Source organism: Lonsdalea britannica (assembly GCF_003515985.1).
In the GTDB taxonomy this organism is placed as follows: Bacteria; Pseudomonadota; Gammaproteobacteria; order Enterobacterales; family Enterobacteriaceae; genus Lonsdalea; species Lonsdalea britannica.
Genome location: NZ_CP023009.1, coordinates 467,174 through 493,319 on the forward strand (window position 1 = coordinate 467,174; position 26,146 = coordinate 493,319).

The 26,146-nt window shown below is 55.4% G+C and carries 18 protein-coding genes; 10 read left to right on the plus strand and 8 right to left on the minus strand.

From position 1 onward, the window contains the following. Positions 1 to 300 precede the first annotated feature (300 nt). From CKQ53_RS18640 to CKQ53_RS02305, 7 genes are all read left to right on the plus strand, one after another. The gene (locus CKQ53_RS18640) at positions 301 to 558 is read left to right on the plus strand and encodes a hypothetical protein (RefSeq protein ID WP_094118399.1); all 258 of its coding nucleotides are present in this window, start codon (positions 301 to 303) and stop codon (positions 556 to 558) included. 996 nt (positions 559 to 1,554) lie between these two features. Further along, positions 1,555 to 2,310, plus strand: coding sequence for a GH12 family glycosyl hydrolase domain-containing protein (locus tag CKQ53_RS02280; protein WP_244200993.1), 756 nt, complete (start codon positions 1,555 to 1,557; stop codon positions 2,308 to 2,310). Between the two features lie 191 nt (positions 2,311 to 2,501). Beyond that, a complete protein-coding gene (dalD, locus tag CKQ53_RS02285; RefSeq protein ID WP_094118397.1) occupies positions 2,502 to 3,911 on the plus strand; it encodes a D-arabinitol 4-dehydrogenase in 1,410 nt (469 codons plus the stop codon). Between the two features lies 1 nt (position 3,912). Further along, a complete protein-coding gene (locus CKQ53_RS02290) occupies positions 3,913 to 4,329 on the plus strand; it encodes a SemiSWEET family sugar transporter (protein ID WP_085652932.1) in 417 nt (138 codons plus the stop codon). 297 nt (positions 4,330 to 4,626) lie between these two features. After that, positions 4,627 to 5,322 carry a metal ABC transporter ATP-binding protein gene (locus CKQ53_RS02295; protein ID WP_099045407.1) on the plus strand — a complete coding sequence of 232 codons (696 nt, stop codon included), beginning with the start codon at positions 4,627 to 4,629 and terminating at the stop codon, positions 5,320 to 5,322. Further along, positions 5,319 to 6,173: a metal ABC transporter permease gene (locus CKQ53_RS02300; RefSeq protein WP_100053523.1), complete on the plus strand. Its 855-nt coding sequence runs from the start codon at positions 5,319 to 5,321 to the stop codon at positions 6,171 to 6,173. Before CKQ53_RS02295 ends, CKQ53_RS02300 begins: the two co-directional genes overlap by 4 nt. Positions 6,174 to 6,202: 29 nt before the next feature. Then, complete coding sequence (locus CKQ53_RS02305; protein ID WP_085652945.1) at positions 6,203 to 7,081, plus strand: metal ABC transporter substrate-binding protein; 879 nt, start codon at positions 6,203 to 6,205, stop codon at positions 7,079 to 7,081. A 63-nt stretch (positions 7,082 to 7,144) separates the two neighbouring features. Here the strand turns inward: CKQ53_RS02305 and yacL are convergent, their stop codons facing one another. The 4 genes from yacL to CKQ53_RS02325 all read right to left on the minus strand — a co-directional run bounded on the left by yacL (position 7,145) and on the right by CKQ53_RS02325 (position 14,044). Next, complete coding sequence (yacL, locus tag CKQ53_RS02310; RefSeq protein ID WP_085652933.1) at positions 7,145 to 7,507, minus strand: protein YacL; 363 nt, start codon at positions 7,505 to 7,507, stop codon at positions 7,145 to 7,147. A gap of 242 nt (positions 7,508 to 7,749) precedes the next feature. Beyond that, positions 7,750 to 10,347, minus strand: a complete 2,598-nt coding sequence (gene acnB / locus CKQ53_RS02315) for a bifunctional aconitate hydratase 2/2-methylisocitrate dehydratase (protein ID WP_118895278.1) — start codon at positions 10,345 to 10,347, stop codon at positions 7,750 to 7,752. 383 nt (positions 10,348 to 10,730) lie between these two features. After that, the gene (locus CKQ53_RS02320) at positions 10,731 to 11,579 is read right to left on the minus strand and encodes an alpha/beta hydrolase (RefSeq protein ID WP_094118885.1); all 849 of its coding nucleotides are present in this window, start codon (positions 11,577 to 11,579) and stop codon (positions 10,731 to 10,733) included. 104 nt (positions 11,580 to 11,683) lie between these two features. Next, positions 11,684 to 14,044, minus strand: a complete 2,361-nt coding sequence (locus CKQ53_RS02325) for a TonB-dependent siderophore receptor (RefSeq protein ID WP_094118884.1) — start codon at positions 14,042 to 14,044, stop codon at positions 11,684 to 11,686. A gap of 287 nt (positions 14,045 to 14,331) precedes the next feature. Between CKQ53_RS02325 and CKQ53_RS02330 the strand changes: the two genes are divergently transcribed. Both CKQ53_RS02330 and CKQ53_RS02335 read left to right on the plus strand, forming a co-directional pair. Then, positions 14,332 to 15,315 (plus strand): helix-turn-helix transcriptional regulator, encoded by a 984-nt coding sequence (locus CKQ53_RS02330; protein WP_118894608.1) that lies wholly within the window; start codon positions 14,332 to 14,334, stop codon positions 15,313 to 15,315. Positions 15,316 to 15,434: 119 nt separating this feature from the next. Next, positions 15,435 to 16,772: an MmgE/PrpD family protein gene (locus tag CKQ53_RS02335; protein WP_094118883.1), complete on the plus strand. Its 1,338-nt coding sequence runs from the start codon at positions 15,435 to 15,437 to the stop codon at positions 16,770 to 16,772. 137 nt (positions 16,773 to 16,909) lie between these two features. Here CKQ53_RS02335 and lpdA read toward each other — a convergent pair whose 3' ends face one another. The 4 genes from lpdA to pdhR all read right to left on the minus strand — a co-directional run bounded on the left by lpdA (position 16,910) and on the right by pdhR (position 24,018). Continuing rightward, on the minus strand, positions 16,910 to 18,334 hold the full coding sequence (gene lpdA, locus CKQ53_RS02340; protein WP_085652938.1) for a dihydrolipoyl dehydrogenase: 1,425 nt from the start codon (positions 18,332 to 18,334) through the stop codon (positions 16,910 to 16,912). Between the two features lie 222 nt (positions 18,335 to 18,556). Further along, positions 18,557 to 20,437 carry a pyruvate dehydrogenase complex dihydrolipoyllysine-residue acetyltransferase gene (aceF, locus tag CKQ53_RS02345; RefSeq protein ID WP_094118882.1) on the minus strand — a complete coding sequence of 627 codons (1,881 nt, stop codon included), beginning with the start codon at positions 20,435 to 20,437 and terminating at the stop codon, positions 18,557 to 18,559. A gap of 14 nt (positions 20,438 to 20,451) precedes the next feature. Continuing rightward, entirely contained in the window at positions 20,452 to 23,115 is a 2,664-nt protein-coding gene (aceE, locus tag CKQ53_RS02350; protein ID WP_085652940.1) for a pyruvate dehydrogenase (acetyl-transferring), homodimeric type, read from the minus strand. A 138-nt stretch (positions 23,116 to 23,253) separates the two neighbouring features. After that, positions 23,254 to 24,018 carry a pyruvate dehydrogenase complex transcriptional repressor PdhR gene (gene pdhR, locus CKQ53_RS02355; RefSeq protein ID WP_085652941.1) on the minus strand — a complete coding sequence of 255 codons (765 nt, stop codon included), beginning with the start codon at positions 24,016 to 24,018 and terminating at the stop codon, positions 23,254 to 23,256. 598 nt (positions 24,019 to 24,616) lie between these two features. On the opposite strand from pdhR, the gene CKQ53_RS02360 reads away from it, so the two are divergent. Further along, positions 24,617 to 25,972: an amino acid permease gene (locus CKQ53_RS02360; protein WP_118894610.1), complete on the plus strand. Its 1,356-nt coding sequence runs from the start codon at positions 24,617 to 24,619 to the stop codon at positions 25,970 to 25,972. Positions 25,973 to 26,146: the final 174 nt, after the last annotated feature.

The window sequence follows — 26,146 nt, forward strand, 5'->3', positions numbered from 1 at the left end:
CGGGAATTTCGATAATCTCTTCCAAATTAACCTCTTTCTTAGCAATACTCATTTTAAGATCGTGAAATATGGTAAACCCGGTGATTTATAAACATTGGTAATACCGGCAACGCTGCCATTCAGGTCGCGGGAAATATCAGAAATAGACATCGTCGCCAGGATATCATCGATAAATAAGGCAATCGCTCTTTCTTTTCCAATTCCGGGATAAATGTTTGAGAAAATAAAAAATCACGAAAACCAGGACTGCCTAAAAATCTACCATGGGCTATATCGGCCTGACCATATTCATGATCGGCGATGACGTCGAGCAAGCCTGGGGGCTGCCCTTTTATGCCGTACGCGGTATCGGTTATCTCCTATTCGCCTACTCCTTCCTTATGTGGAAAAACGACAATACGCCCGGCCATCGACGCACTGCTTTACTTTTCGCTCGGCGCCGGCGGCGTATTAGGCATCTATGCAGGATTGTATATTCTGAGTGCTGTACTGACGCCCTTCCTGAAAACGCCGGATGAGCTTGCTCTCCGCTCGGCAATGAAAAACAAAGCAGCCTGATGCTGACTTATTTATGTGCCTCTGAGGTGTCTGAGTCATCTTCAGGCACCTTTTATTTTTGATAGACCAACTCATTCCTTCGAAAAAATCAGTATATCAACCGTAACAATTCCGCTGATATAACTATTTTAGCCACTGATGAACACTTGATTAATATATCAATCATTAACTTCATAATAAATGAATACTAAAAAGCCCAACATGTATATCTCAAAAAGAACTAAAAAATAACCGTATCACCTCAAAAAACCGCTTATATTTCACATTAAAATAAAAAATAAATAATCAAAATCCTTTAACTATCCCAATCAACTCACTGAAATTGTTGAGATTATATCTTTTATCTGCTTCCACTTATTAAGCGCATCAGCAATAAATTGGTCTTTTCCATTGAAGAACCGTTTATCTTTGCCCATAATTCAATGGCAGTTAAACAGCACAATGAAAAAATCGAAAAAAAGCATATCGATCGGTGAAAAATATTCGTGCATTAATGTCGATGGGAATAATCTCATTATATAACCCATATTCAACATGTAATGCCCTCATATCAAACTTGGTTTTATTTTTTGGAAACGAGATCAAAAAAGGTCAGTTAATTTACTAAAAATAGACAGAAAGGTTATTCATGCATCACAAAAATGACGATATGAGATATGTATATCACATCAATAATGTCGCAATTAACTTTAATAGAACGAGACAAAAAACAATTTTAAGAAGTGGTCTTTTAACGCGCAAACAAAGCCATGAAACTCAATAAATGAGCGATACATCCAGTTATTCATGGAAACTTTGGAATAACTTGATTATCCACAGTAAGATCGTCTTTACTCGAATAATTGATTTTTTATTATTTTATTTAACACCGACTCATTATATACGCCAGAACCCCTATTCGTGAACGAAATGGAATCGATGAAAGAAACCGGTTAACAACGACAATGGGTGTTAACAGGTCATATTTATTTTAGGTATAAAACAAGGAGCATGTTTATGAAAAAGACAGTGGGTTTTGCCTCTATTGCCATGGCGGTGATCATGGCGAACGGCGGCGCGTTAGCGGCGTCATCCTCTGGCGATAATGCCAAACTTTTTCTACCGAGCGGCATCGATTATGTCTACAACAATACTTGGGGAAAAAGCGCAGTGCCTAACGGGCAGCAAGCCATTTATGTCAACAGCGCGACGGATATGGGATGGTCGTGGTCATGGCCCAGCGACGTCAACTCGGTGAAAGGCTACCCCTCCATCGTTCATGGTTGGCACTGGACCACGGGATACGGGACCAATACCGGACTGCCGGTTCGCCTGTCCGAAAACAAAAACATTAATACTACCGCGGCCTGGTCCTTTTCCAATGCAACGGGCACGTACAATGTCTCTTACGATATCTGGTTCCACTCAGACAACAATGCAAACTGGTGGTCGACCCCGACAGATGAGCTGATGATCTGGATGAACAGCACCAATGCCTCACCGGCCGGTAGTTATGTGAATACCGTCACCATCGGCGGCATTCCTTGGGATGTCTACAAAGGCACGGTCAGCAGCTGGAACGTCTATTCTTTTGTCATCAAAAGTAATCAGACTTCCGCAAATCTCAATATCAAAAATTTCACGGACTATCTGGTCAAATCGACACAGTGGATGAGCAACACCAAGTACATCAGCAGTATCGAATTCGGCACCGAAGTGTATAAAGGCTCGGGTACCTTTAAAGTCTCCAAATGGAGCGTAAACATCAAGTAATCCCCCAGCCGGCGAGTCGGGCGGAAACGTCGATGCTGACCCTCAGGTCATCGTCTCCCCTCGGTCGTCGGCTTGTCCCCTTTATTCGAAAAAAACATCAAGTGACTGATAATTAACATATTTTTATTATGTTGCAAAAAGTGCTACCCTTAATATCGAATAAATTATCTCCAATGGAGTAAGGAAAGGGTTTGGCTATATCAACGACAGATTCCTCTAACTGGCTTCATCTGGGTGCAAGTGCGTTCTTTCGATCGCATCAGGCCTGGTACCTTAACCAGCTGCGAAAGCAGGGCAACAAGCGATGGCACATGGCGCTATCCAACATCCGCAATAGCTCAACGCAAAAAACGCTTCAGCAGCTCAAATCTCAGAACGGTCTCTACACGCTGGAAACCATTTCCCCTGACGGCGAACATACCTACGAGACCATAGACGCAGTCGATCAAATCATTCTTTGGGATAGCCAATTGGCCTCCACGGTGGCTGTAGGCGCCGCTCCCGAGACAAAAATTATTTCTTTCACCGTTACCGAGGGAGGTTACTTCCTGGACGACGATGGCCACCTCGATCTGACGCACCCCGCGGTGCAGGCCGATCTTCGCGATGAAGGTGAAATAAATACTTTATATGGCGCATTGACGCTGATTTTGACCGCCCGTCAACAACAGCAAAGCGGACCGGTGACTTTACTGTGCTGCGACAACCTGCTGCAAAATGGCGATAGCTTCTCGCAGGGGCTGCGTGAATTTCTGGTCGCCAAGGAACGGCAGGATCTGGTTGAGTGGATGGAAGACAACACCTCCGCCCCCAACAGCATGGTCGACCGGATTACGCCGAAATTTGACGAAGCGCTCTATGCCCGTCTGGAAAAACAGGGCATCACCGACGATGCGGCTCCGCTTTCCGCCGAACGTTTCGCTCGCTGGGTGATCGAAGATCATTTCGTGAGCGAACGTCCGCCGCTGGAAGAAGTCGGCGTCGAATTCGTCGAGGACGTCACGACGGTCGAAGAGGCGAAAATCCGCCTGCTGAACGCCAGCCACAGCGGCATCGCCTGGGCCGGCGCTTTGCTGGACAAACGCTACATCGATGAAAGTCTGACGCCGCAGATCACGTCATGGATACGAGACTACGTGATCCAGGACGTGCTGCCCGCGCTTCGCAGCCGCGGCATCACTCACGTACAGGAAGAGGAGTGCGAAAGCGTACTGGCGCGTTTCGGCAACCGCGGCGTCCGTGACACCGTGGCCCGCGTCTCTTCGGATAGCATCGCTAAACTGCATGGATTTATCGTGCCGACGTTGAAAGACCGCTATCACCAGAATGAAATCCCGCGAGCGACGCTACGCTTGCCCGCGCTGTTTTTCCTCTTTATGCAGCAGCATCATGCTGGCGAACTGCCCTTCAGCTATGAAGATCGCGCCATCGACAGCGTCGACTTTGACGCCATTTTCTCATCCGCAGATCCGCTGACCGCGTTCTCGCAACACCCCGCGCTGTTTGGTTCATTACGCCGTCATGAAGCATTAGCTGACCACCTGGGCTCCGCCGTAGAAGAAGTTCGCGTGGTGCTGCAGCCGGTGAGTGAAGGAGCATAATATGAAGAAGAACATCACGATTGTGACCGGAACAATGGTGGCGGCCGCTGCCGCGATTGCCATACTTTATCGCTGGCCGATGGCGCTCGGGGCGCTGGCCGCTTGGGTCACCACTGGCTCTTTTTTCCTGCAAGTGCTGCACATCATTCGCAATAAAGACACGACCGGTATCTCCCTTGGGATGTATGCCGCTCTGTTCTTCGGGGTGACGTCGTGGACCGCGTACGGCTTCAACGTACAGGACATTCCTGTCATGACGGCTAACGGCATTACCGCCGTGTTGGCGTTGGTGGTGATCGTTCTGAAGCTTTATCATGAACGTGAAATCAAGCCCTCACGCCGCCGCACCATCAAGGTGACGCCGATGCCATCGCGTCGCCGTATGCCGGTCGCCGACCCGCTGAACAAGCAGCTGTAATCCTCCGAACACCCCGCACGGCGTCCTTATAAACAAGTCAGGCCCGCGTCTCTCCAGAGCGCGGGCCTGACTTGTTTATGACGAGTGTTGCCACGCTCAACATGGGCTCAAGACTTTCTGAAAAACTTTTTTACGTCTAAAACGCCTCGCGCTAAGTTTGTTATGTTATAACATAGTCAAACTCAAGGGAGAGAACATGCACAGCCTTTATTCCTTTTCCACACTGACCCGCTCCGTCATCGCCGCTCTGGTGCTGACCCTGCTGTGGGGACTGATTTCCTGGGCGGTCACACTCGCATGATCGCGTTACATCACCTCACCTACGGGTATCACCGGCATGCGCCGTTGGGGACGATTAACGGCAGCTTCGAGCCCGGTTCGCTTACCGCCATCATCGGTCCTAACGGTAGCGGAAAATCCACGCTGTTAAAAACGCTGGCCGGGTTAATGCCGCCGCTGTCCGGTTGCGTCTGCATCGCGCCGGACGTCACGCGGCCGATAGGCTATTTACCGCAGCTGTCCGAGTTTGACCGTCAATTTCCCCTCAGCGTCGGCGATCTGGTGCTGATGGGCTGCGTACCGGACAGCGGCCTGTTTGGACGCCTGACGCCCGCGCTGCGCCAGCAAGCCCGGGCGGCGTTGGACACGGTAGGGATGAGCGACGTCGAACACGTCCACATTGGTCAGCTATCCGGCGGTCAACTCCAACGCGTTCTGTTCGCCCGGCTTCTGGCGATGCGCTCCCCGATTATTTTGCTCGACGAGCCGTTCACCGGTATCGATGCCGAAACGGTCCGCATGCTCTGGCAGGTCATCCGGCAACTCCACGAAGAAGGGCGTACCCTGCTGGCGGTGTTGCACGATCTGGAACAGGTGGAGCAGCACTTTCCCCGCGTCGTCATGCTGAACGAAGACGGTCCCCGCTGGGGCGACTGCCATGAACTGCTGTCGCCAGCGCCCTCGTCCATTCCCCCGCTGAGGAGAGTGCAGTGACCTTCATTCATCTGCTCACCCAGCCGTTCGCCGACTTCGGGTTTATGCGTCGGGCGTTGGTCGGCTGTTTTGCATTGACGCTCGGGGCCGCGCCGCTGGGCTGTTTTCTGCTGCTGCGTCGAATGAGCCTGATCGGCGATGCCCTTTCCCATGCCGTCCTGCCGGGCGTCGCCATCGGCTATCTCATCTCCGGCATGTCGCTGGTCGCGATGGGAATCGGCGGCTTCGTCGCCGGGCTGGCCGTTGCCATGATGTCCGGACTGGTCAGCCGCCGCACCGAACTGAAGGAGGATGCCAGCTTCGCCGGTTTTTACCTCGGATCACTGGCGCTCGGCGTCACGCTGGTTTCGCTACGCGGCTCCAGCGTCGACCTGCTGCATGTATTGTTCGGATCGATTCTGGCCATCGACGCTCCCGCGCTGCTGACCATCGGCGTCATTACTTCCGCGTCGGTGCTGATACTAGCGGTGATCTACCGCGCTCTGGTGATGGAGTCGTTCGACGTCACCTTCATGCGCATGCTGTCGGGACGCGCCCGCGCCGCCATTCACGGTCTGTTTTTATCGCTGGTGGTCCTTAATCTGGTGGCGGGATTCCAACTGCTCGGCACGCTGATGGCGGTCGGTATGATGATGCTCCCCGCCGCCTGCGCACGCTTCTGGACTCAACGTCTCAGCATGATGCTAGCGTTGTCAGTCGCTATCGGCTGCATCGCCAGCCTGATTGGGCTGCTGTGGTCGTATTACGCCGATTTGCCCGCCGGGCCAGCGGTGATTCTGACCGCCACCCTCCTCTTCTGTATTTCCGTATTTTTTGGCTCTAACGGCGGCATGTTACGCACGCGCCGTTGATGATTGCGTCACACACTGAGGGAAAAAAATTGAAACGTTCTACTTTACTACTCCTGCTGTCCGGCTTTCTGATGAGTCCGTTAGCGATGGCGAAAGATCTCGGCGTCGTCGCCAGCTTTTCCGTACTCGGGGATATGGTCAATCAGATTGGCGGCGAGCACGTCCACGTCACCAATTTGGTCGGGCCGAATGGCGACCCGCATGAATTCGAACCATCGCCGAAAGACAGCAAAACGCTGGCGAAAGCGGATCTGGTCTTCGTTAGCGGATTGGGGCTGGAAGGCTGGCTCGACCGGCTGATCGCCGCTTCGGGCTATAAGGGAGAGGTGGTTACCGCCTCAACGGGCGTCACGCCGTTAACCCTGGTCGAAGACGGCAAAACCGCCACGGATCCTCATGCCTGGAACAGCATGGCGAATGGGGTCATTTATGCGCGCAATATTCTGGAGGCGCTGATCAAGGCCGATCCGGAGAATGCGCAGGACTATCGCCAGCGCGGCGAGCGTTATATCCAGCAGTTGCAACAGCTGGACGACAGCGCCAGAAAGACCTTCGCCGCCATCCCGCAGGATAAACGCAGGGTGCTGACCAGCCACGACGCCTTTGGTTATTTCGCCGCCGCCTATGGCGTGAAATTCCTGGCGCCGCTAGGTTATTCCACCGAGTCGGAAGCCAGCAGCAAAGGCGTGGCTGAACTGATCACCCAGATCAAGCAAACGCACGTGAAGAGCTACTTTATCGAAAACCAGACCGATCCCCGTCTGGTGAAACAGATCGCCAATGCCAGCGGCGCGGAGCCGGGAGGCGAACTGTATCCGGAAGCCCTGACGGACGCCACGGGTCCGGCAGCCACCTACACGGCGGCATTCAGCCATAACGTCGCCGCGATGGCGGCCAGTATGCGTTAACGTACGCGAAGGGAGGGAGCGCTCAGACAGGCTCCCTGCTTATGGGGAAGGCGAAACCCGCGTTTACCGCGTTTGTATAAACTGCCGGTATTTCGAAAGCAGCGCGAGGAAATCCTCCAGACCGCACAGAGACAGACTTTCCTCATCGTAGTAGCTCATCCCTTCTTCCATCTCGTCGCAGGTTAAAGAGAGCTGATTGGCGCGGATGATGACCTCTTCTTCATCCAACAACAGGGAGTATTCGTGCCCCTGCAACTGCCACTGACGTTCGCTGCCGAGCACCGAACGCGCGCCGGCTTCCACCTCATCCAGCACCGCCAACTGACCGTTAACTTCTTCATTGAGCCAATGCCCTACGGCCTCATGCCCCATCGACATGCGCACGATGACCACGCCGGTGACATCACGCAAAAATTCATAGTCCATCCCGTCGCTCCTGTGAATAAGCCGGTTATCAGTGTCATCATCGTGATGTGAGGCAGATGTCCTTCGCCGTTCGAGAGACCGACGGTATTCAGCCCTCGTCGTCTTACCGACAAGGCTTATGTCAGAGACACTCCACGCGTTATATCTTCTCTGGCTGCACCGCCCATCATGATAAAGGGGGCCAGAGGCCCCCTTATGCGACGCGCACTATAGCGCTTAGCTTGCGATTTTACATCCGTGAATTACACGGCGCTTTGGAAGATCACGCCATCCGCTTTTTCCGTGTACTGAGACAGCCGGTCAAAGTTGAGATAGCGATAGGTATCGAGCGCCGTTTTGTCGACCTGCGCCATATAAGTCAGGTACTCCTCCGGCGTCGGTAAACGTCCCAGCAAAGCAGCGATCGCCGCCATTTCAGCGGAGGCCAGATAAACGTTGGCGCCGTCGCCCAAGCGATTCGGGAAGTTACGCGTGGAAGTCGATACCACGGTCGCGCCATCCGCCACGCGGGCCTGATTACCCATACACAGCGAACATCCCGGAATTTCCACCCTCGCGCCACTTTTCCCAAAGACGCTGTAATAGCCCTCTTCGGTCAGCTGAGCCGCATCCATTTTAGTGGGCGGCGCCATCCACAGGCGCGTCGGCAGCTGGCCTTTATGCTGCTCCAGCAGCTTACCGGCGGCGCGGAAGTGCCCGATGTTGGTCATACAGGAACCGATGAACACCTCATCGATTTGGCTGTTAGCCACGGATGACAACAGACGAGCATCGTCCGGATCGTTAGGCGCGCACAGGATCGGCTCGGTCACATCGGCCAGATCGATCTCGATCACGGCGGCGTACTCGGCATCTTTATCCGCTTCCAGCAGCTGCGGATCCGCCAGCCATTTCTCCATCCCCTGAACGCGACGTTCCAGCGTACGGCGATCGCCATAACCTTCCGAGATCATCCATTTCAGCAGCACGATGTTGGAGTTGAGATACTCCACGATCGGCGCCTGATCCAGCTTGATGGTGCAACCTGCCGCCGAACGTTCCGCCGAGGCGTCCGCCAGTTCGAACGCCTGCTCCACTTTCAGCTCCGGCAGCCCCTCGATCTCCAGAATCCGGCCGGAGAAAATGTTCTTTTTGCCTTTCTTCTCCACGGTCAGCAGCCCCTGCTGAATCGCGTAATACGGAATGGCGTGGACCAAATCGCGCAGTGTAATGCCCGGCTGCATCTTGCCCTTGAAGCGCACCAGCACGGACTCCGGCATATCCAGCGGCATCACGCCCGTCGCAGCGGCGAACGCCACCAAACCGGAGCCTGCCGGGAACGAAATCCCAATCGGGAAACGGGTATGGGAGTCACCGCCAGTGCCGACCGTGTCCGGCAGCAACATGCGGTTAAGCCAGGAGTGAATAATGCCGTCGCCGGGACGCAGCGAAACGCCGCCGCGGTTCATGATGAAGTCTGGCAGCGAATGGTGGGTCTGCACATCCACGGGTTTCGGGTAAGCGGCGGTGTGGCAGAATGACTGCATCACCAAATCGGCGGAGAAGCCGAGGCAGGCCAGATCCTTCAGTTCATCGCGCGTCATCGGCCCTGTCGTATCTTGCGATCCAACAGAGGTCATCTTCGGCTCGCAGTACTGTCCGGGACGAATACCCGCTACGCCGCAGGCGCGGCCGACCATCTTCTGAGCAAGCGAGAATCCCTTGTCGCTGTCGGCAACTTCTTTGGCGATACGGAACACCTCGCTGTGCGGCAGGCTCAGCGCTTCGCGGGCTTTGGTGGTCAGCCCGCGACCGATGATCAGCGGGATACGGCCACCCGCGCGCACTTCATCCAACAACACGTCGGTTTTCAGCTCAAAGGTCGCCAGCAGTTCGTTGTCGTCATGCCGACGCACCTCACCTTTGTACGGGTAGATATCGATGACGTCGCCCATGTTCAGGTTGGAGACATCGACTTCGACCGGCAGCGCGCCCGCATCTTCCATCGTGTTAAAGAAGATCGGCGCGATTTTACCGCCCAGCACCACACCGCCGCCGCGTTTGTTCGGCACGTAGGGAATGTCGTCGCCCATGAACCACAGCACCGAGTTGGTGGCGGATTTGCGCGAGGATCCGGTCCCCACGACGTCGCCGACATAGGCTAACGGAAATCCTTTTTCGTTCAGGGCGTCGATCTGTTTAATCGGGCCGACTGCGCCCGGCTGATCCGGTTCGATCCCTTCCCGGGCGTTTTTGAGCATCGCCAGCGCATGCAGCGGAATATCCGGACGCGACCAGGCATCCGGCGCAGGCGACAGATCGTCGGTATTGGTTTCGCCGGTCACTTTGAATACGGTGACGGTGATTTTTTCCGCCAGCGCCGGGCGGGAGAGGAACCAGTCCGCATCCGCCCAGGACTGTAGCACCTGCTGCGCATGCGTATTACCCGCTTTGGCTTTCTCTTCCACGTCGTAGAAGTTGTCGAACATCAGCAGCGTGTGCGATAGGGCTTTGGCGGCGATAGGAGCCAGCGCGGCGTTATCCAACGCATTGATCAGGGGATGAATGTTGTAACCGCCCTGCATGGTGCCCAGCAGCTCAACGGCTTTTTCGGGGGAAATCAGTGGGGACGTGGCTTCGCCTGTAGCGATGGCGGCGAGGAAACCGGCCTTGACGTAGGCGGCTTCATCCACCCCCGGCGGCACGCGGTTAACCAGCAGGTCGACCAGAAATTCCTCTTCTCCGGCAGGCGGTTGCTTCAACAAGTCCACCAAGCCCGCCATTTGGGAAGCCTCTAACGGCTTGGGGACGATCCCTTGCGCAGCCCGCTCGGCTACGTGCTTACGATATTCTTCTAGCACGACATTCTCCTCGCTCTCATTATCTTCTTCGTTATGCCCGCGCACGTTGTGCCCATGGTCATCCTCATGCCTGGAGATCGGCCTGTGGAAGCAAGATTTCGCGTGCCCGGCTCAGCGTCGTCAGCCTATCTGGGTGAGATCGCTCGTTATTTCGTTCACATAATAGCAACATTTGGCGTATTTAACCGCGATCGCGGTGGAATTATCGTTGCTTAATCGCTCACTCACTCACGTCAGCAGAATAGCATGGGCGCGCAGAAACGCACCATGCGTTCACGAAAAGGCTAACGAAGATGTGATTTATATCAATGGGTTATATAACGTCCTTGCCGCTGCGCTCTTGGATTGTTAGGGCGTGAGGGCACAGGGCGCATAGCAACGGGTCAGGTCGGATGGAAATGGTGGCGTAAGGCGGTGTGCAACGCCAGGAAAGGAACGGACTGGTGCGACTGTCCGGGGTAAATTTGCAGGGAGACATCCACTTCCGGCGCCCGATTTTCCATAATCATCGCCAACTCACGTACGCCATCGACCATCCTGCGCTGCCGACGATGCTTTCGCAAGATCTCCCGTTGCCCGCTGGGCAATCCCCTCTCCCACGGCTCCAGTGACTGCTCATATTCACCGACGCTCAACATCAGACTCACCGGCGAAAGGGTCGGGTTTTGCAGGTTGAGCGAAGCCGCCTGATGCAAAATATACTCGTCGTTCCACCACACCGAGGGGCTGCAGGCGTAATAATGCTGGAAGCTCTCCCGCGCCCAGAACAGCGTATCTACGGAGAACAATCCGCCGTAGGAGTGCCCGAACAGCGCTTCGCGTTGCAGGTCGATGGGATAGCGGGTCGCGATCATCGGTTTCAATTCAGCGATAAGAAAGCGGCGAAATCCCGCGGCGTCGCCTGCCATTCCGGCTGGATAGTAGCCGCCCTGTGGATTGGGCTCCAACACGCGGTGCGCGACCGCCGGACGGTAATCCTTATCGCGCCGGGAGGTGCCGACATAATCAATCCCCACCACAATCCCCGGTGTAATACCGCAGCGAGGTCGGCTAAGCGATGCCATGACGGAAGCCGCCATAGAGAAATACTTGGCGCCGTCCAGCAGGTAAATCACCGGCCACCCTTCATCCGGGGGACCCGCCCCGCCGTCGGGGCTCCACGTCATCACGCGGTAATGGCCGCGCGCCGCAGACTCAACGATATCGTCCCTGGTATTGAGCAATTGATACACCCTGCCTCCTGTATAACCGACGTCGCGCCCGAACGGGTTCCTTCCCGACAGTCTGCGACCTTGTTGCAGAGCGGATCGGGTAAGTTGTTCCCGCTCGCAACGCCTTAGAAACTGGTGTTAATCCCCATAAAGAAGGTTCTGCCCGGCTCATTGAACGTGGCCGCGCCCGCACCGGCAATGGTGACGACATTGGTAGTCAGGTTCCTTACCGACTGCGCGTTACCCGCACGGAACTGGCGCTTGTCGAACAGGTTATCCACACCGGCGGTCAGACTGACATTCTTATTGAATTGGTACGTTCCGCTCAGACCGACAACCGAATACGGACTGACCTGGGTCAGCTCGGAGCCGCTGACCGCCTCGCCTTTATAGTTATATTTCTTCGGCTTTTGACGCCCATACCAGGTCAAATCGGCCAGTAACGACAGCTTGTCGGTCGCCTGCCAGCTCACGGATGAATTTAGCGTAAACTGCGGCGTGATGGAGAGGTAATCCCCGGTGGTTTTGTTTTCCGAACGCAGCATCCACGTCAGGTTGTTGTTCCAGCTGACGGTGTCCGACACCGGAATATTCAGCGAGCCTTCTAACCCTTCCACCACCGACTTGGGCACGTTTTCCCACTGGAAGACGTAGGTGCTGCCATTGGTGCTCCTCCCAATCGGGGACATACCGGCTTCAATCTTGTTGCGATAATCATTGCGGAAATACGTCAGCCCCGCCTGATAGCCGTCACGGTGAAACTCCAGCCCGATTTCTTTGTTGATGCTGGTTTCTGCCTTTAACTCATCGTTCCCCAACAGATAACAGCCGTTGGTTCCACTGACGTAACAGCCTTGTCCGCGGCTATACAACAGATAGTTCGGGTTGAGCTGGTAGAGGTTAGGTGCTTTGTAGGCGCGAGCGATGCCCAATTTCAGCGTGAAGTCGTCGCCCAGCTCCTGCGAGAGATTAAGGCCGGGACTCCAGTTGCCGCCCGCGATGCTGTGGTGATCAAACCGCAGCGCCGGCGTTAACATGGTGCTGGGCGTCAGCTCGATATTGTCTTCTGCAAATACCGAAGCGATACGCGCCGACATCTTGCCGCTGCGCGTCCCGTTGGCATAACCGTCGATCGTGCCGCCGGACAGCGCCTGCGAGGTCGACGTCGGATCTTTCATTTTTTGCTCCGACCACTCGACGCCCACCGTCGCCGTCTGGCTGAACAGTGCTTCAAACGGAATATTGACCTCGTTGTGCGCGGTCACGGTATCCAGCTTGGTCGTACCGTAGTCGTTGGCGCTGGAGAAAATGCCCTCCGTGCCGCCCGCCAGCCCTTCCGTGATGCGGGTGTTTTGGGTCCGTTCATACTGCACATACGATGTCGTGCTGATGCCGCTATCCCAGTAACCACGATGGGTCATCGCGTAGTTCTGGCGGTACATCCGGTTGGTCTCTTTGCCGTAATTACCGACCACATAACTGTTGCTGTTGGTATTTTGCGTATCGCCAGAGTAAAGATTGCCCTGGCGGCTTGAGCCCACTTCAAACTCCAGCGACTGCTGTGCGGTGATATCCCAGTGCAGCACGCCGTTGATGTCCTTGTTACTCATCCCTTCACGCCCCGCGGGCAACGAACTGGCATAGGCGCCGGTTCTCTCCGACTGGTGACCCTGATTGATGCCCCAGGCATCAGCCTGCGTTTTATTGAAATTACCGTAGAGACGCAGACTGAGGTTATCGGTCAGGCCGCCCATCAGGCTGAAGTCGGTACGCTTGGTCGTCCCTTCCGCCTTATGCACCGGCATATTCATGTAAGCGTTCCAGCTGCCATGCCACTCTTTCGTCGGCGGTTTGGTGATGATATTTACCACGCCGCCCGCCGCGCCATTGCCATAGCGGGCCGCCGCCGGACCGCGCAGCACGTCGATGCGTTCGACCATGTCCGCAGGCACCCAGCCGGTGTCGCCGCGGGTATCGCGCTCGCCACGCCAGCCGTAGCGCACGGCGTTCCGGCTGGACACGGGCTTGCCGTCCACCAGAATCAAGGTGTTTTCCGGCCCCATGCCGCGAATATCAATCTGACGGTTGTTGCCGCGTTGACCGCTGGTCGAGTTTCCTGACAGATTCACCCCTGGCATGGTACGGATCAGCGCCGACAAATCATTCGCCGGCGGCCGTTTCCTGATGTCTTCCGCCGTAATGGTGGAAACACCTGGCGCCTGACGAGTCTGCTCTGCGGCAGTCACAATCATCGTATCCGCATTCTCCGCGCTTTGGCCCTGATCCCTGGTATTGGCGGCTGAAGTCTCGGTGGATGTCGGGGCTTTCGTCGTCGCGATCGGTTCCCTGGTGTTGATCGCAGCCGCCCCTGCGGCGGTGGTTGTGTTCGTCGTTTCGGCTGTCTCAGCCCATGTCAGACCGGACAAGGTGGAGCAGGCCAACCCTATCAACGTCGCCAAACAATGGCGGGGTGGGTATTTGGTCATTTGAATCGCCCTATCTCTTTATTATTTGGAAAAACGGCTGCTGATAGACCGGGGCATTTCCTTCGATCTTCCCTTATGCAATAGAAAGCAACGTTCTGCGCGAAACAAAATGACCGGCGCGAAAGATGGACCGTCAGCAAGAAAGCATCATTGATAATCGTTTGCGTTACCCTTTTGGCGCGATCATTGTTACATTTGTTCTCTGATGCAAGGTTTGCGAAAACGGCAAAATGTTTTGCGTAAACATCGAAATGGCAAAGGATAGCCAGACAAAATGAAGGGAAAACATGGACAATAAAGTACCAGCATCCAAGAATATATTTAAAAATCATATTGTTCAGAGTACGAAATTAATTACCAGGGATTATCGCTTTCTGACGCCGGGCGGTATAGACGATACGCCGCTGTTATTTGGCGAATTCAACGTCACTCAGCTCAACCGCGATTTGATCCTGCACACCGCAGATGTGGTGAACCTGACCAATATGAAAACGCAGACGCTTCTGAACGGCGCGCTCAAGCTGGCGATTGTCGTCAACGGCATCGCGCATGTGACCTATGGCGAGCAGCAGTTGCATCTTGGCAACGTCCAGCCCGCATCGCTCATCGCACTCACCGAGCCCACGCGATTCAGCCGCCACGGCAAACGTAATGAACATGAGCGAACGGTATCGCTGACCTTCAGTCAGGAGTGGTTGTACGGTAATTTGATGGACAGCGTCAGCGATTGGCAGGCCATTTACGACTTCTCGCAAACCCACCTCGCCACCCACCTGTGGATACCGTCCCGGCAAGCGCAGACCATCGCCTGGCAGATCCTTAATTCGCCAGGCTGTAGCACCCCGTTGCAGCGGCTGTATCTGGAAAGTCAGTGCATGTTGCTAATTATCGAAGCCCTCAGCTCTCTGACCGCCCAAAGTCAGACCAGGCACCGAGACGGCATTGACCTGCGCAACCACCACCGCATTCAGCAAGTCCGCGACATGCTGGAAAGCGGCGAGGCGGATCAGCTCTCGATGGATGACATCGCCAAGCGCGTCAACATGAGCGCCAGCACGCTCCAGCGTCATTTCCGCCACACCTTCCACGTCACCGTTTTCGAATACCTGCGCACCTGCCGACTACGGCGCGCCATGCTGGCATTGCAACGCGACGGCATTCCTATCTCACAGGCGGCCAGCCTCGCTGGCTACAACAGCTCGGCCAACTTCACCACCGCCTTGCGCCGCACTTTCGGCGTGACGCCGGGGCAAATCAAAGAGCGATTTTGAGAAAAAAGCGCCGTCAGCATATAGCAAAGCTACCTAGCTTATGGCGCTTGGTTATACGACGACAGCCCGTCGCCACGGTAAATTAACCCCCTGTTTTCATCTCGATGGCTTGCTGTTTTATGACCCTTCCATCTTCGGATATCACGTCAGCATTAGCTGAACTCGTCGTCACCAGTACGCCGCCCGACGACGCCCTCCATGCGGCGCGTCGCGGGGTGCTCGATTTCGTCGCTTCGGCGTTGCCCGTCACACAAGGGGCGGTCGCCGACGCGGGACTCATCGCCCTGAAACAGGTGTTCAGCGGTGACGACAGCCTATCGCGCAGTCTGAGGCTCGGCTACGCCGGACATGCATTGGACTTCGATGACTTCCACCCGGCGTTTCGCGGCCATCCCAGCACGGTGATCCTGCCTGCGCTTTTCGCACTGGCGGCGGAAATCCCCACCGTAACGGAGATGGATTTCCTCAGCGCGTATGTCATCGGCGTCGAAGTGGCGGGCCGCGGCGGTCTGGCCTCGGGCCCCCGTCACTATGCACAGGGATTTCATAACACAGCGACGCTGGGAACACTGGCCGCCGCAGCTGCCGCCTCGCGACTGGCGAACGCCAGCGTGGCGCAAACCCAAAATAGTCTGGGCCTCGCCGCGACGCAGGCCGCCGGGCTGCGAGCGCAATTCGGGAGCGACGCCAAACCGCTGCATGCCGGACTGGCGGCCCGCGCTGGTCTTACCGCCGTGAAGCTGGCATTAGCTGGATTCGCAGGCCGTCCACGACAGGTTCTGGAAGCCTTTCTCGCCACCCACGGCGAAGGCCAGCAGCAGCCGGAACGCTGGACCGCTGACTGGGGGCAACAGTGGCGAATCCTCTCCCCCGGTCTGGAGTTCAAACGCTTTGCCACCTGTAGCGGAACCCACAGCGCGGCAGACGCTGCGCTGATACTCAGAGCGCAGTGGATTGCGCGCTATTCGGACAGCAACCGTTCGCTGATTGAGGATATCGACCATATCACCGTCCGCTTTCCTCCCGGAGGCGATACCGCTCCGTTCATCCGGCATGCAGCAACCGGCGTAGAAGCACGCTTCAGCCTCGAATATGTAATTGCGACCGCGCTGGTGGACGGCTCGCAGTCGCTAACGCGCTTCGGCCCCGAACCGGTTGATCCCGTTATTTCCGCGCTGGCGGACCGGGTGACGCGCCGTGCGGACCCCAACGCGCCGCCGGACGAGCTGAATCCTGAGGCGCGTTTTCACGAGGTCACGCTTTATTTGCGCGACGGGGAGCAACTGACAGCCCGAGTCACCCGGCAGGACACCCTTGCGTATCCGGCGGACCTTGGCGAAAAACTCCGGCAAAATCTCGCGACGCTGCCCCAGCGAGACAGTGAGCTCGTGCTCGAACACTGCCGACTGCAACGCTCAGGCGACCTGCATGCGCTATTACCGCTGCTGCTAAATTAATAATGCCCGAGCGCGGCCTTTTCCTGCCGCTCGGCAATCGTGAGACAAAAAAAATCCGGCGGCACAAATGCCCCGGATTTTTTGTCTTGTCGTGGTACGCAGGCGCTTATTTTTGCCTGTGCATCCTCGTCGTCAGCTTATTTTTTCTTCGCTTTCGGGTTCGGCAAGTCGGTGATGCTGCCTTCGTACACTTCCGCCGCCAGCCCAATAGATTCGTGCAGCGTCGGGTGAGCATGGATCGTCAACGCGATATCTTCCGCGTCGCAGCCCATTTCGATAGCCAGACCGATTTCACCCAGCAGTTCGCCGCCGTTAGTCCCGACGATCGCCCCACCGATGATGCGATGGCTTTCTTTTTCGAAGATCAGCTTGGTCATGCCGTCCGCACAGTCGGAAGCGATGGCACGGCCTGATGCCGCCCAAGGGAAGATCGCGGTTTCGTAGCTGATACCCTTCTCTTTCGCTTCTTTCTCTGTCAGACCCACCCACGCCACTTCCGGTTCGGTATAGGCGATGGACGGGATCACTTTCGGATCGAAGTAATGCTTCTTACCGGCGATGACTTCTGCGGCGACGTGACCTTCATGTACGCCTTTGTGCGCCAGCATCGGCTGACCGACGATATCGCCGATGGCGTAGATGTGCGGCACGTTGGTGCGCATCTGTTTGTCGACGTGGATAAAGCCGCGATCGTCAACTTCAACCCCAGCCTGACCCGCATCCAGCAGTTTGCCGTTCGGCAGACGACCGATAGCGACCAGCACCGCATCATAGCGCTGAGGTTCTGCCGGTGCGTTTTTACCTTCCATCGTGACGTAGATGCCGTCTTCTTTGGCTTCTACCGCGGTCACTTTGGTTTCCAGCATCATGCCGAACTTCTTGCTGATGCGCTTGGTGAAGGTTTTTACGACATCTTTATCGGCGGCCGGGATCACCTGATCGAACATTTCAACGACGTCGATCTTGGAACCTAACGCGTGGTAGACGGTCCCCATTTCCAGACCGATGATACCGCCGCCCATGATCAGCATGCGTTCCGGTACGGTTTTCAGCTCCAGCGCATCGGTGGAGTCCCATACGCGCGGATCTTCATGCGGAATAAACGGCAGCTGGATCGGACGGGAGCCCGCAGCGATGATCGCATTGTCGAAGTTGATGGTGGTGTTGCCACCTTCGCCTTCAACAACCAGCGTGTTCGCGCCGGTGAATTTGCCCAGACCGTTCACCACTTTGACTTTACGGCCTTTCGCCATACCCGCCAAACCGCCGGTCAGCTGGTTGATGACTTTTTCTTTCCAGGAGCGAATTTTGTCGATGTCGGTCTGAGGTTCGCCGAACACGATACCGTGCGTAGCAAGCGCCTTAGCTTCTTCGATGACTTTCGCAACGTGCAGTAAAGCTTTGGAAGGGATACATCCGACGTTGAGGCAAACCCCGCCCAACGTGGAATAGCGTTCTACCAGTACGGTGTCCAGACCTAAGTCCGCGCAACGGAACGCCGCAGAATAACCTGCAGGGCCCGCGCCAAGCACCACCACCTGGGCTTTAATTTCAGTACTCATCATGACCTCTTGTTTTGTTTGTCCGGCGGTCAGACGTGGTTGTTATGGATCAGTACGCCCGTCATCCACCGGGACGCCCCACACTGACATTGAGTTTACAGAGTTGTTAACGCTCTGCAAGGCGAGCCAGGGGGATCTGCGTCTCAAACATGCCGCGGTGAGCAGTTGCCGCCACGGCATCGACGTTAGCCAAAAGACCGGCCCGCAGGCCGGTCCCAGCAGTTACATCACCAGACGACGAATATCAGACATCACGTTGTTGATGAAGCTGATGAAACGCGCGCCGTCCGCACCGTCGATAACACGGTGGTCGAATGACAGAGACAATGGCAACATCAGGCGCGGCGCGAACTCTTTGCCGTTCCAGACCGGCTTGGTCGCCGATTTGGAGACGCCAAGGATAGCCACTTCCGGTGCGTTGACGATCGGCGTGAACGCCGTGGTGCCAAGACCGCCCAGGCTGGAAATGGTGAAGCATCCGCCCTGCATGTCGGAAGCCGTCAGTTTGCCTGCGCGAGCTTTTTTGGAGATTTCCATCAGCTCGCGAGACAGTTCCACGATGCCTTTCTTGTTCACATCACGGAACACCGGCACAACCAGACCGTTCGGCGTATCCACCGCGACACCGACGTTGACGTATTTTTTCAGCGTCAGACGCTGACCGTCTTCGGACAGGGAGCTGTTGAAACGCGGGAACTCTTCCAGCGCTTTCGCGACGGCTTTCATGATGAACACGACAGGCGTGATCTTCACGTCCAGTTTCTTCTTCTCAGCTTCCACGTTCTGCTGTTTACGGAACGCTTCGACTTCGGTGATATCCGCTTCGTCGAACTGCGTCACGTGCGGGATCATCACCCAGTTGCGATGCAGGTTGGCGCCGGAGATCTTCTGAATACGACCCAGTTCCACTTCTTCGACTTCGCCGAATTTGCTGAAGTCGACTTTCGGCCAAGGCAGCAGACCCGGCAGAGAGCCGCCCGCAGCACCCGCCGCCGGAGCGGATTCAGCGCGTTTCACCGCATCTTTCACATAAGCCTGTACGTCTTCGCGCAGGATACGGCCTTTACGACCTGTTCCCTTCACCTTCGCCAGATTGACGCCGAACTCGCGCGCCAGACGACGGATGACCGGCGTCGCATGCACGTAGGCATCGTTCTCAGCGAACTCGCTTTTCGCACTGGCGGCCGGAGCAGCGGCTGGCGCGGCTTTGGCCGGTGCGGCAGCCGTCGTTTCGGATTTCGCAGCCGGAGCAGGTGCAGCAGCCGGGGCGGCGCCTTCGACTTCAAATACCATGATCAGAGAGCCGGTTTTCACCTTGTCGCCAACAGCGATCTTGATCTCTTTGACCGTACCCGCGAACGGCGCCGGAACTTCCATGGAAGCCTTGTCGCCTTCCACGGTGATCACCGACTGTTCTGCCGTGACTTTGTCGCCGACGCTGACCATCACTTCGGTGACTTCAACTTCGTCGCCGCCGATATCCGGGACGTTGACGTCTTTCGCGGCAGAACCGGTGCTGGCGGCGGCAGCCGGAGCTGCGGCCGGCTGGCTTGCCTGAGCGGCTGGCGCAGCGCCTGCCACTTCAAACACCATGATCAGAGAGCCGGTTTTCACCTTGTCGCCCGTGGCGATCTTGATTTCTTTGACCACACCCGCGAACGGCGCCGGGACTTCCATAGAGGCTTTGTCGCCTTCTACGGTGATCAGAGACTGTTCGGCTTCCACGCTGTCGCCGACGTTTACCATCACTTCGGTGACTTCGACTTCATCGCCGCCGATGTCCGGCACTTCAACGTCTTTCACTGCGCTGGCGGCGGCCGGAGCCGCTTCCGGCTGTGCTGCTGCCGGGGCCGGCGCTTCTGCCGCGCTGTCTGCCGAATCAAAGACCATGATCAGAGAACCGGTGGAGACTTTGTCGCCGACGGCAATCTTGATTTCTTTCACCACGCCCGCCTGAGGGGAAGGCACTTCCATGGAGGCCTTATCGCCTTCCACCGTAATCAGCGACTGTTCTGCTTCAACAGTGTCGCCGACTTTCACCATTACTTCGGTGATTTCAACTTCGTCCGAACCGATATCCGGAACATTGATTTCGATAGCCATGTAATCTTGCCCTCTTATGCCAGACGCGGGTTAACTTTCTCAGGGTCGATGTTGAATTTCTTGATGGCTTCAGCCACTACAGAAGCTTCAACTTCGCCGCGTTTAGCCAGCTCGCCCAATGCGGCTACAACCACGTAAGACGCATCCACTTCGAAGTGGTGACGCAGGTTCTCACGGCTGTCGGAGCGACCGAAGCCGTCCGTACCCAGAACGCGGTAGTCGCTAGCCGGGATGTAAGTACGTACCTGCTCGGCGAACAGCTTCATGTAGTCGGTCGAAGCCACGGCTGGCGCTTCGCTCATCACCTGAGCGATGTACGGTACGCGCGGCGTTTCGGCCGGGTGCAGCATGTTCCAACGTTCGCAGTCCTGGCCGTCGCGAGCCAGTTCGGTGAAGGAAGTCACGCTGTAGACGTCGGAACCGATGCCGTAGTCCTTGGACAGGATCACAGCGGCTTCGCGGACATGGCGCAGGATGGAGCCGGAGCCCAGCAGCTGTACCTTGCCTTTGCTGCCTTCTACCGTTTCCAGCTTGTAGATACCTTTGCGGATGCCGTCTTCGGCGCCCTGCGGCATAGCTGGCATGTGATAGTTTTCGTTCAGCGTCGTGATGTAATAATAAACGTTCTCTTGCGCTTCGCCGTACATACGATGCAGACCGTCATGCATGATGACAGCGACTTCGTAGGCGAACGCCGGATCGTAGGAGATACAGTTCGGGATAGTCAGAGACTGAATGTGGCTGTGGCCATCTTCGTGCTGCAAACCTTCGCCGTTCAGCGTCGTACGACCAGAGGTACCGCCGATCAGGAAGCCGCGCGCCTGCTGGTCGCCGGCAGCCCAGCACAGGTCGCCGATACGCTGGAACCCGAACATGGAGTAGTAGATATAGAACGGAATCATCGGCAGGTCGTTAGTGCTGTATGACGTTGCCGCCGCCAGCCAGGATGCGCCAGCGCCCAGTTCGTTGATCCCTTCCTGCAGAATCTGACCTTTCTCGTCTTCTTTGTAGTACGCCACCTGCTCACGGTCCTGCGGGGTGTACTGCTGGCCGTTCGGGCTGTAGATACCAATCTGACGGAACAGACCTTCCATACCGAAGGTACGTGCTTCATCCGCGATGATCGGCACCAGACGATCTTTGATCGACTTGTTCTTCAGCATCACGTTCAGGGCACGAACGAAAGCGATGGTGGTGGAGATCTCTTTGTTCTGCTCTTCCAGCAGGGGACCGAAGTCTTCCAGCGTCGGCAGATCCAGAGAACCGCTGAAATTAGGCTGACGGGACGGCACGTAGCCTTCCAGCGCCTGACGACGTTCGTGCAGATATTTATGCTCTTCGGAATCTTTATCGAAGGTCAGCAGAGGCAGTTTTTCCAGCTCTTCGTCTTTGACCGGCACATTGAAACGGTCGCGGAAGTAGCGAACGCCTTCCATGTTGATCTTCTTGACCTGGTGAGCGATGTTCTTGCCTTCGGCCGCATCACCCATACCGTAACCCTTGATGGTATGCGCCAGAATAACGATCGGTTTACCCTTGGTGTCCTGCGCTTTTTTCAGCGCTGCATAGACTTTCTTCGGATCGTGGCCGCCGCGGTTCAGTGCCCAGATTTCATCGTCAGTCCAGTCTTTGACCAGCGCTGCGGTTTCCGGATACTTACCGAAGAAGTGCTCACGCACGTAGGCGCCGTTTTTCGATTTGAAGGTCTGGTAGTCGCCATCCACGGTTTCATTCATCAGCTGAATCAGCTTACCGCTGGTGTCTTTACGCAGCAGTTCATCCCAACGACCGCCCCAGATGACCTTGATCACTTCCCAGCCAGCGCCGCCGAACACGCCTTCCAGCTCGTTGATGATCTTGCCGTTACCGGTAACCGGACCGTCCAGACGCTGCAGGTTGCAGTTGATGACGAAGACCAGGTTGTCCAGTTTTTCACGGGTGGCGATGGTGATGGCGCCTTTGGATTCCGGCTCATCCATCTCGCCGTCGCCCAGGAAGGCGTAGACGGTCTGTTTAGAGGTATCTTTCAGACCACGGTGTTCCAGGTACTTCAGGAACTTGGCCTGATAAATCGCACCGATAGGACCCAGACCCATAGAAACGGTCGGGAACTGCCAGAATTCAGGCATCAGTTTCGGGTGCGGGTAGGAAGACAGGCCATGGCCGTGTACTTCCTGACGGAAATTGTTCATCTGCTCTTCGGTCAGACGACCTTCGACAAATGCGCGAGCGTAAACGCCCGGGGAGATGTGTCCCTGGAAGTAAACCAGATCGCCGCCGTCCTGCGCGTTGCGTGCGCGGAAGAAGTGGTTGAAACACACTTCGTAGAAGGTGGCGGAGGACTGATAGGACGCCATGTGGCCGCCCAGTTCCAAATCTTTCTTAGAAGCGCGCAGTACGGTCATGACCGCATTCCAACGGATCGTTGAACGAATACGGCGCTCCAGATCAAGGTTGCCCGGATAGGCAGGTTCGTCTTCAACGGCGATGCTGTTGATGTAACTGCTGCTTGCGCTGCCGGCAGCGGTTTTCACGCCGCCTTTACGTGCTTCGCTCAGAACCTGATCAATCAGGAACTGCGCGCGCTCAACACCTTCTTCACGGATAACCGATTCGATCGCCTGCAGCCAGTCACGCGTTTCGATCGGATCCACGTCATTGTTCAAACGTTCTGACATGGTCTATTCCTTATCTGTTTCTAATTCAGTTGATTTGTCTGGAGCCTGTCTTCATACACTCTGCGCCCATAGGGTTAAAAGCGCAGGAAGACAGGCTCATCGTCTCGTATTTCGCAAACGGCGCCTCGGTGAAAGCACCTAGTCCTTGCGTTGCTGGAGCCGACGCAATGAGCGTTCTCGCCGGCTGTGTTCCCGGTTCAGTTCCAGCAATATTTCCTCTATAAACGCCAGATGACGGTGTGAAGCTTCGCGCGCCTGCTCCGGCTCACGAGCGACTATCGCCTCAAAAATTCTGGCGCGATGACTACTCACCTTGGCCAACACTTCGCGACTCAGGTAGAGCAATTCGAAATTCTGTCTTACGTTCTGTTCCAGCATAGGCCCCATGCATCGCAAGAGGTGCAGCAGGACCACGTTATGCGTCGCTTCCGTTACCGCGACCTGATAGTGCATAACGGCTTCCGCTTCCGCGTCTAAATCGCCGGAATCGCGCGCCTGTTCGATCAAAAGATGGCATTCCCGAATGCGTTGCAAATCGGATTCAGTGCCGCGTAGCGCCGCGTAATACGCTGCGATGCCTTCCAATGCATGACGGGTTTCAAGAAGATCAAACTGTGATTCAGGATGATTGCTGAGCAGCTCAGCCAGCGGGTCGCTGACGCTCTGCCACAAATTGGTCTGGACAAACGTGCCGCCGCCCTGACGACGTAGCAACAGCCCTTTCCCTTCGAGCCGTTGAATGGCCTCTCTGAGAGAAGGACGTGATACCTCAAACTGTTTGGCGAGCTCACGTTCCGGAGGAAGTTTTTCACCGGGCCGCAAAGTCCCTTCGAGGATCAGAAACTCCAGTTGCTGTTCAATCACATCTGATAGTTTGGGCTGACGGATCTTGCTGTATGCCATGGCGAAATTGTCTCGGCGAAAAGCGCGGAGTTAATTGGTAATACCAATTTAAAAAACGTGGCGTCAAAGTAACAAAGTATTCACCTTCTGTCTATATGATTACTATGACAATTGCCCTATCGCTATAGTTTTTAACAACAAGTCCAAACCAATGAGTAATTACGCTAATAGGTAATTGGTATTACCAATATTTCTCACGCCGTTGTTGCAACTTTTCATGAACAAAACTCTAGCAGCTGAAACGATTAAATCCTCTGCAATGGAATAAAAACCGCATTTATTGCATAATAATTCACAATGACAGCAACGTTGAACTATTCGCATTCAAATTAAATGTTAAGCATTACATGACAATTACAGGATGGAACCCGCGGTAGGTATCGAAAAGGTAACGGGGAGTTTTAGGTTTGGCTTTAGGCCACACAACGAATAAATCAGTGCAATTATCGACGCTTATCACTATTCTCTGACCAACGGTAGTAGGAAGGTTATTTTCCTCTCTCCGCAGTCGTAAACTTAAAACAACACCAATGTAAAGCTGCCAACATTTTTGGCGGTGCTCTCAAGACTTTCATTTAGATAGGCAGAAGGTAAAGCCATGCAAAATCAACAAGACGGAACGCTAAAGCGTGGATTAAAAAACCGTCATATACAGTTGATTGCTCTCGGCGGTGCAGTGGGAACGGGACTGTTTCTCGGTATCGCGCAGACAATCAAAATGGCAGGACCTTCAGTTCTGCTGGGCTACGCTATCGGCGGTATTATCGCGTTTTTCATCATGCGTCAGCTGGGAGAGATGTCGGTCGAGGAACCTGTAGCAGGCTCCTTCAGTCACTTCGCTTACAAATATTGGGGTAACTTTGCCGGGTTCGCCTCAGGTTGGAACTATTGGGTGCTGTACGTTCTCGTGGCGATGGCTGAGCTCAGCGCCGTCGGCATTTACGTTCAGTATTGGTGGCCAACTATCCCGACGTGGGTTTCCGCCGCCGTCTTCTTCATGGTCATCAACGCCATCAACCTCGCCAATGTGAAGATTTACGGGGAAATGGAGTTCTGGTTCGCCTTGATTAAGGTGAGCGCCATTATCGGCATGATCGCTTTCGGCGGCTGGCTGTTGTTCAGCGGACATGGCGGCCCCGAAGCCACGGTAACCAATCTCTGGAATCAGGGCGGCTTCTTCCCGAACGGGATCATGGGTCTGGTCATGGCGATGGCGGTTATCATGTTCTCTTTTGGCGGCCTGGAGCTTGTCGGCATCACCGCCGCAGAAGCGGACGATCCTGAAAAAAGCATTCCTCGCGCCACCAATCAGGTAATCTACCGCATCCTGATTTTCTACATCGGCTCCCTGACGATTCTGCTGTCACTGTATCCGTGGGGCAAAGTTGTAGAAGGCGGCAGCCCTTTCGTGATGATTTTCCATGAGCTGAACAGCGATGTCGTCGCCACTATCCTGAACATTGTCGTACTGACGGCGGCGCTTTCTGTCTACAACAGCTGCGTGTATTGCAACAGCCGCATGCTGTATGGCCTGTCTAAGCAAGGTAATGGCCCCAAAGCGCTGAGCACGGTGGATGCGCGTGGCGTACCTGTCGTTGCTATCGCGATTTCTGCGCTGGCAACCGCTTTTTGCGTCCTAATCAACTATCTCATTCCCGGGAAAGCGCTGGAACTGCTGATGGCGCTGGTCGTCTCAGCTCTGGTCATCAACTGGGCCATGATTAGCCTGGCGCACATGAAATTCCGCCAGCATAAAGATCGTGAAGGCGTCAAAACCAAGTTTAGGGCGTTGCTGTATCCTTACGGCAACTACCTGTGCCTACTGTTCATGGCAGGAATTCTGGTAATTATGGCCCTGACGCCGGGGATTCGTATTTCCGTCATCCTGATCCCTATCTGGTTAGCGGTACTGGGATGCGGTTACTGGCTTAAGCAGCGTCAGCAGTCTAAATAACGTTTTCGTGACGCCGATGCCGCCAGCGCCAAGGGCGGCATCAATCCAGGAATAGCGTAGCTAACCGACGTCGCTCGCTTGGTCTCCATCCTCTAAACCCCCTCAATTTCCTTTCAGCTTTCCACTCTTCGAATCCTAAAGAGCTTCAGGCTTCAGGCTTCAGGCTTCAGGCTT

What these genes read in the sequence shown, in the direction of transcription:
- CKQ53_RS18640 (WP_094118399.1), top strand. Translation starts at nt 301, where the DNA reads ATGACGTCGAGCAAGCCTGGGGGCTGCCCTTTTATGCCGTACGCGGTA.
- CKQ53_RS02280 (WP_244200993.1), top strand. Translation starts at nt 1,555, where the DNA reads ATGAAAAAGACAGTGGGTTTTGCCTCTATTGCCATGGCGGTGATCATG.
- CKQ53_RS02290 (WP_085652932.1), top strand. Translation starts at nt 3,913, where the DNA reads ATGAAGAAGAACATCACGATTGTGACCGGAACAATGGTGGCGGCCGCT.
- CKQ53_RS02295 (WP_099045407.1), top strand. Translation starts at nt 4,627, where the DNA reads ATGATCGCGTTACATCACCTCACCTACGGGTATCACCGGCATGCGCCG.
- yacL (WP_085652933.1), bottom strand. Translation starts at nt 7,507, where the DNA reads ATGGACTATGAATTTTTGCGTGATGTCACCGGCGTGGTCATCGTGCGC.
- CKQ53_RS02325 (WP_094118884.1), bottom strand. Translation starts at nt 14,044, where the DNA reads ATGACCAAATACCCACCCCGCCATTGTTTGGCGACGTTGATAGGGTTG.
- CKQ53_RS02330 (WP_118894608.1), top strand. Translation starts at nt 14,332, where the DNA reads ATGGACAATAAAGTACCAGCATCCAAGAATATATTTAAAAATCATATT.
- CKQ53_RS02335 (WP_094118883.1), top strand. Translation starts at nt 15,435, where the DNA reads ATGACCCTTCCATCTTCGGATATCACGTCAGCATTAGCTGAACTCGTC.
- lpdA (WP_085652938.1), bottom strand. Translation starts at nt 18,334, where the DNA reads ATGAGTACTGAAATTAAAGCCCAGGTGGTGGTGCTTGGCGCGGGCCCT.
- aceF (WP_094118882.1), bottom strand. Translation starts at nt 20,437, where the DNA reads ATGGCTATCGAAATCAATGTTCCGGATATCGGTTCGGACGAAGTTGAA.
- aceE (WP_085652940.1), bottom strand. Translation starts at nt 23,115, where the DNA reads ATGTCAGAACGTTTGAACAATGACGTGGATCCGATCGAAACGCGTGAC.
- pdhR (WP_085652941.1), bottom strand. Translation starts at nt 24,018, where the DNA reads ATGGCATACAGCAAGATCCGTCAGCCCAAACTATCAGATGTGATTGAA.
- CKQ53_RS02360 (WP_118894610.1), top strand. Translation starts at nt 24,617, where the DNA reads ATGCAAAATCAACAAGACGGAACGCTAAAGCGTGGATTAAAAAACCGT.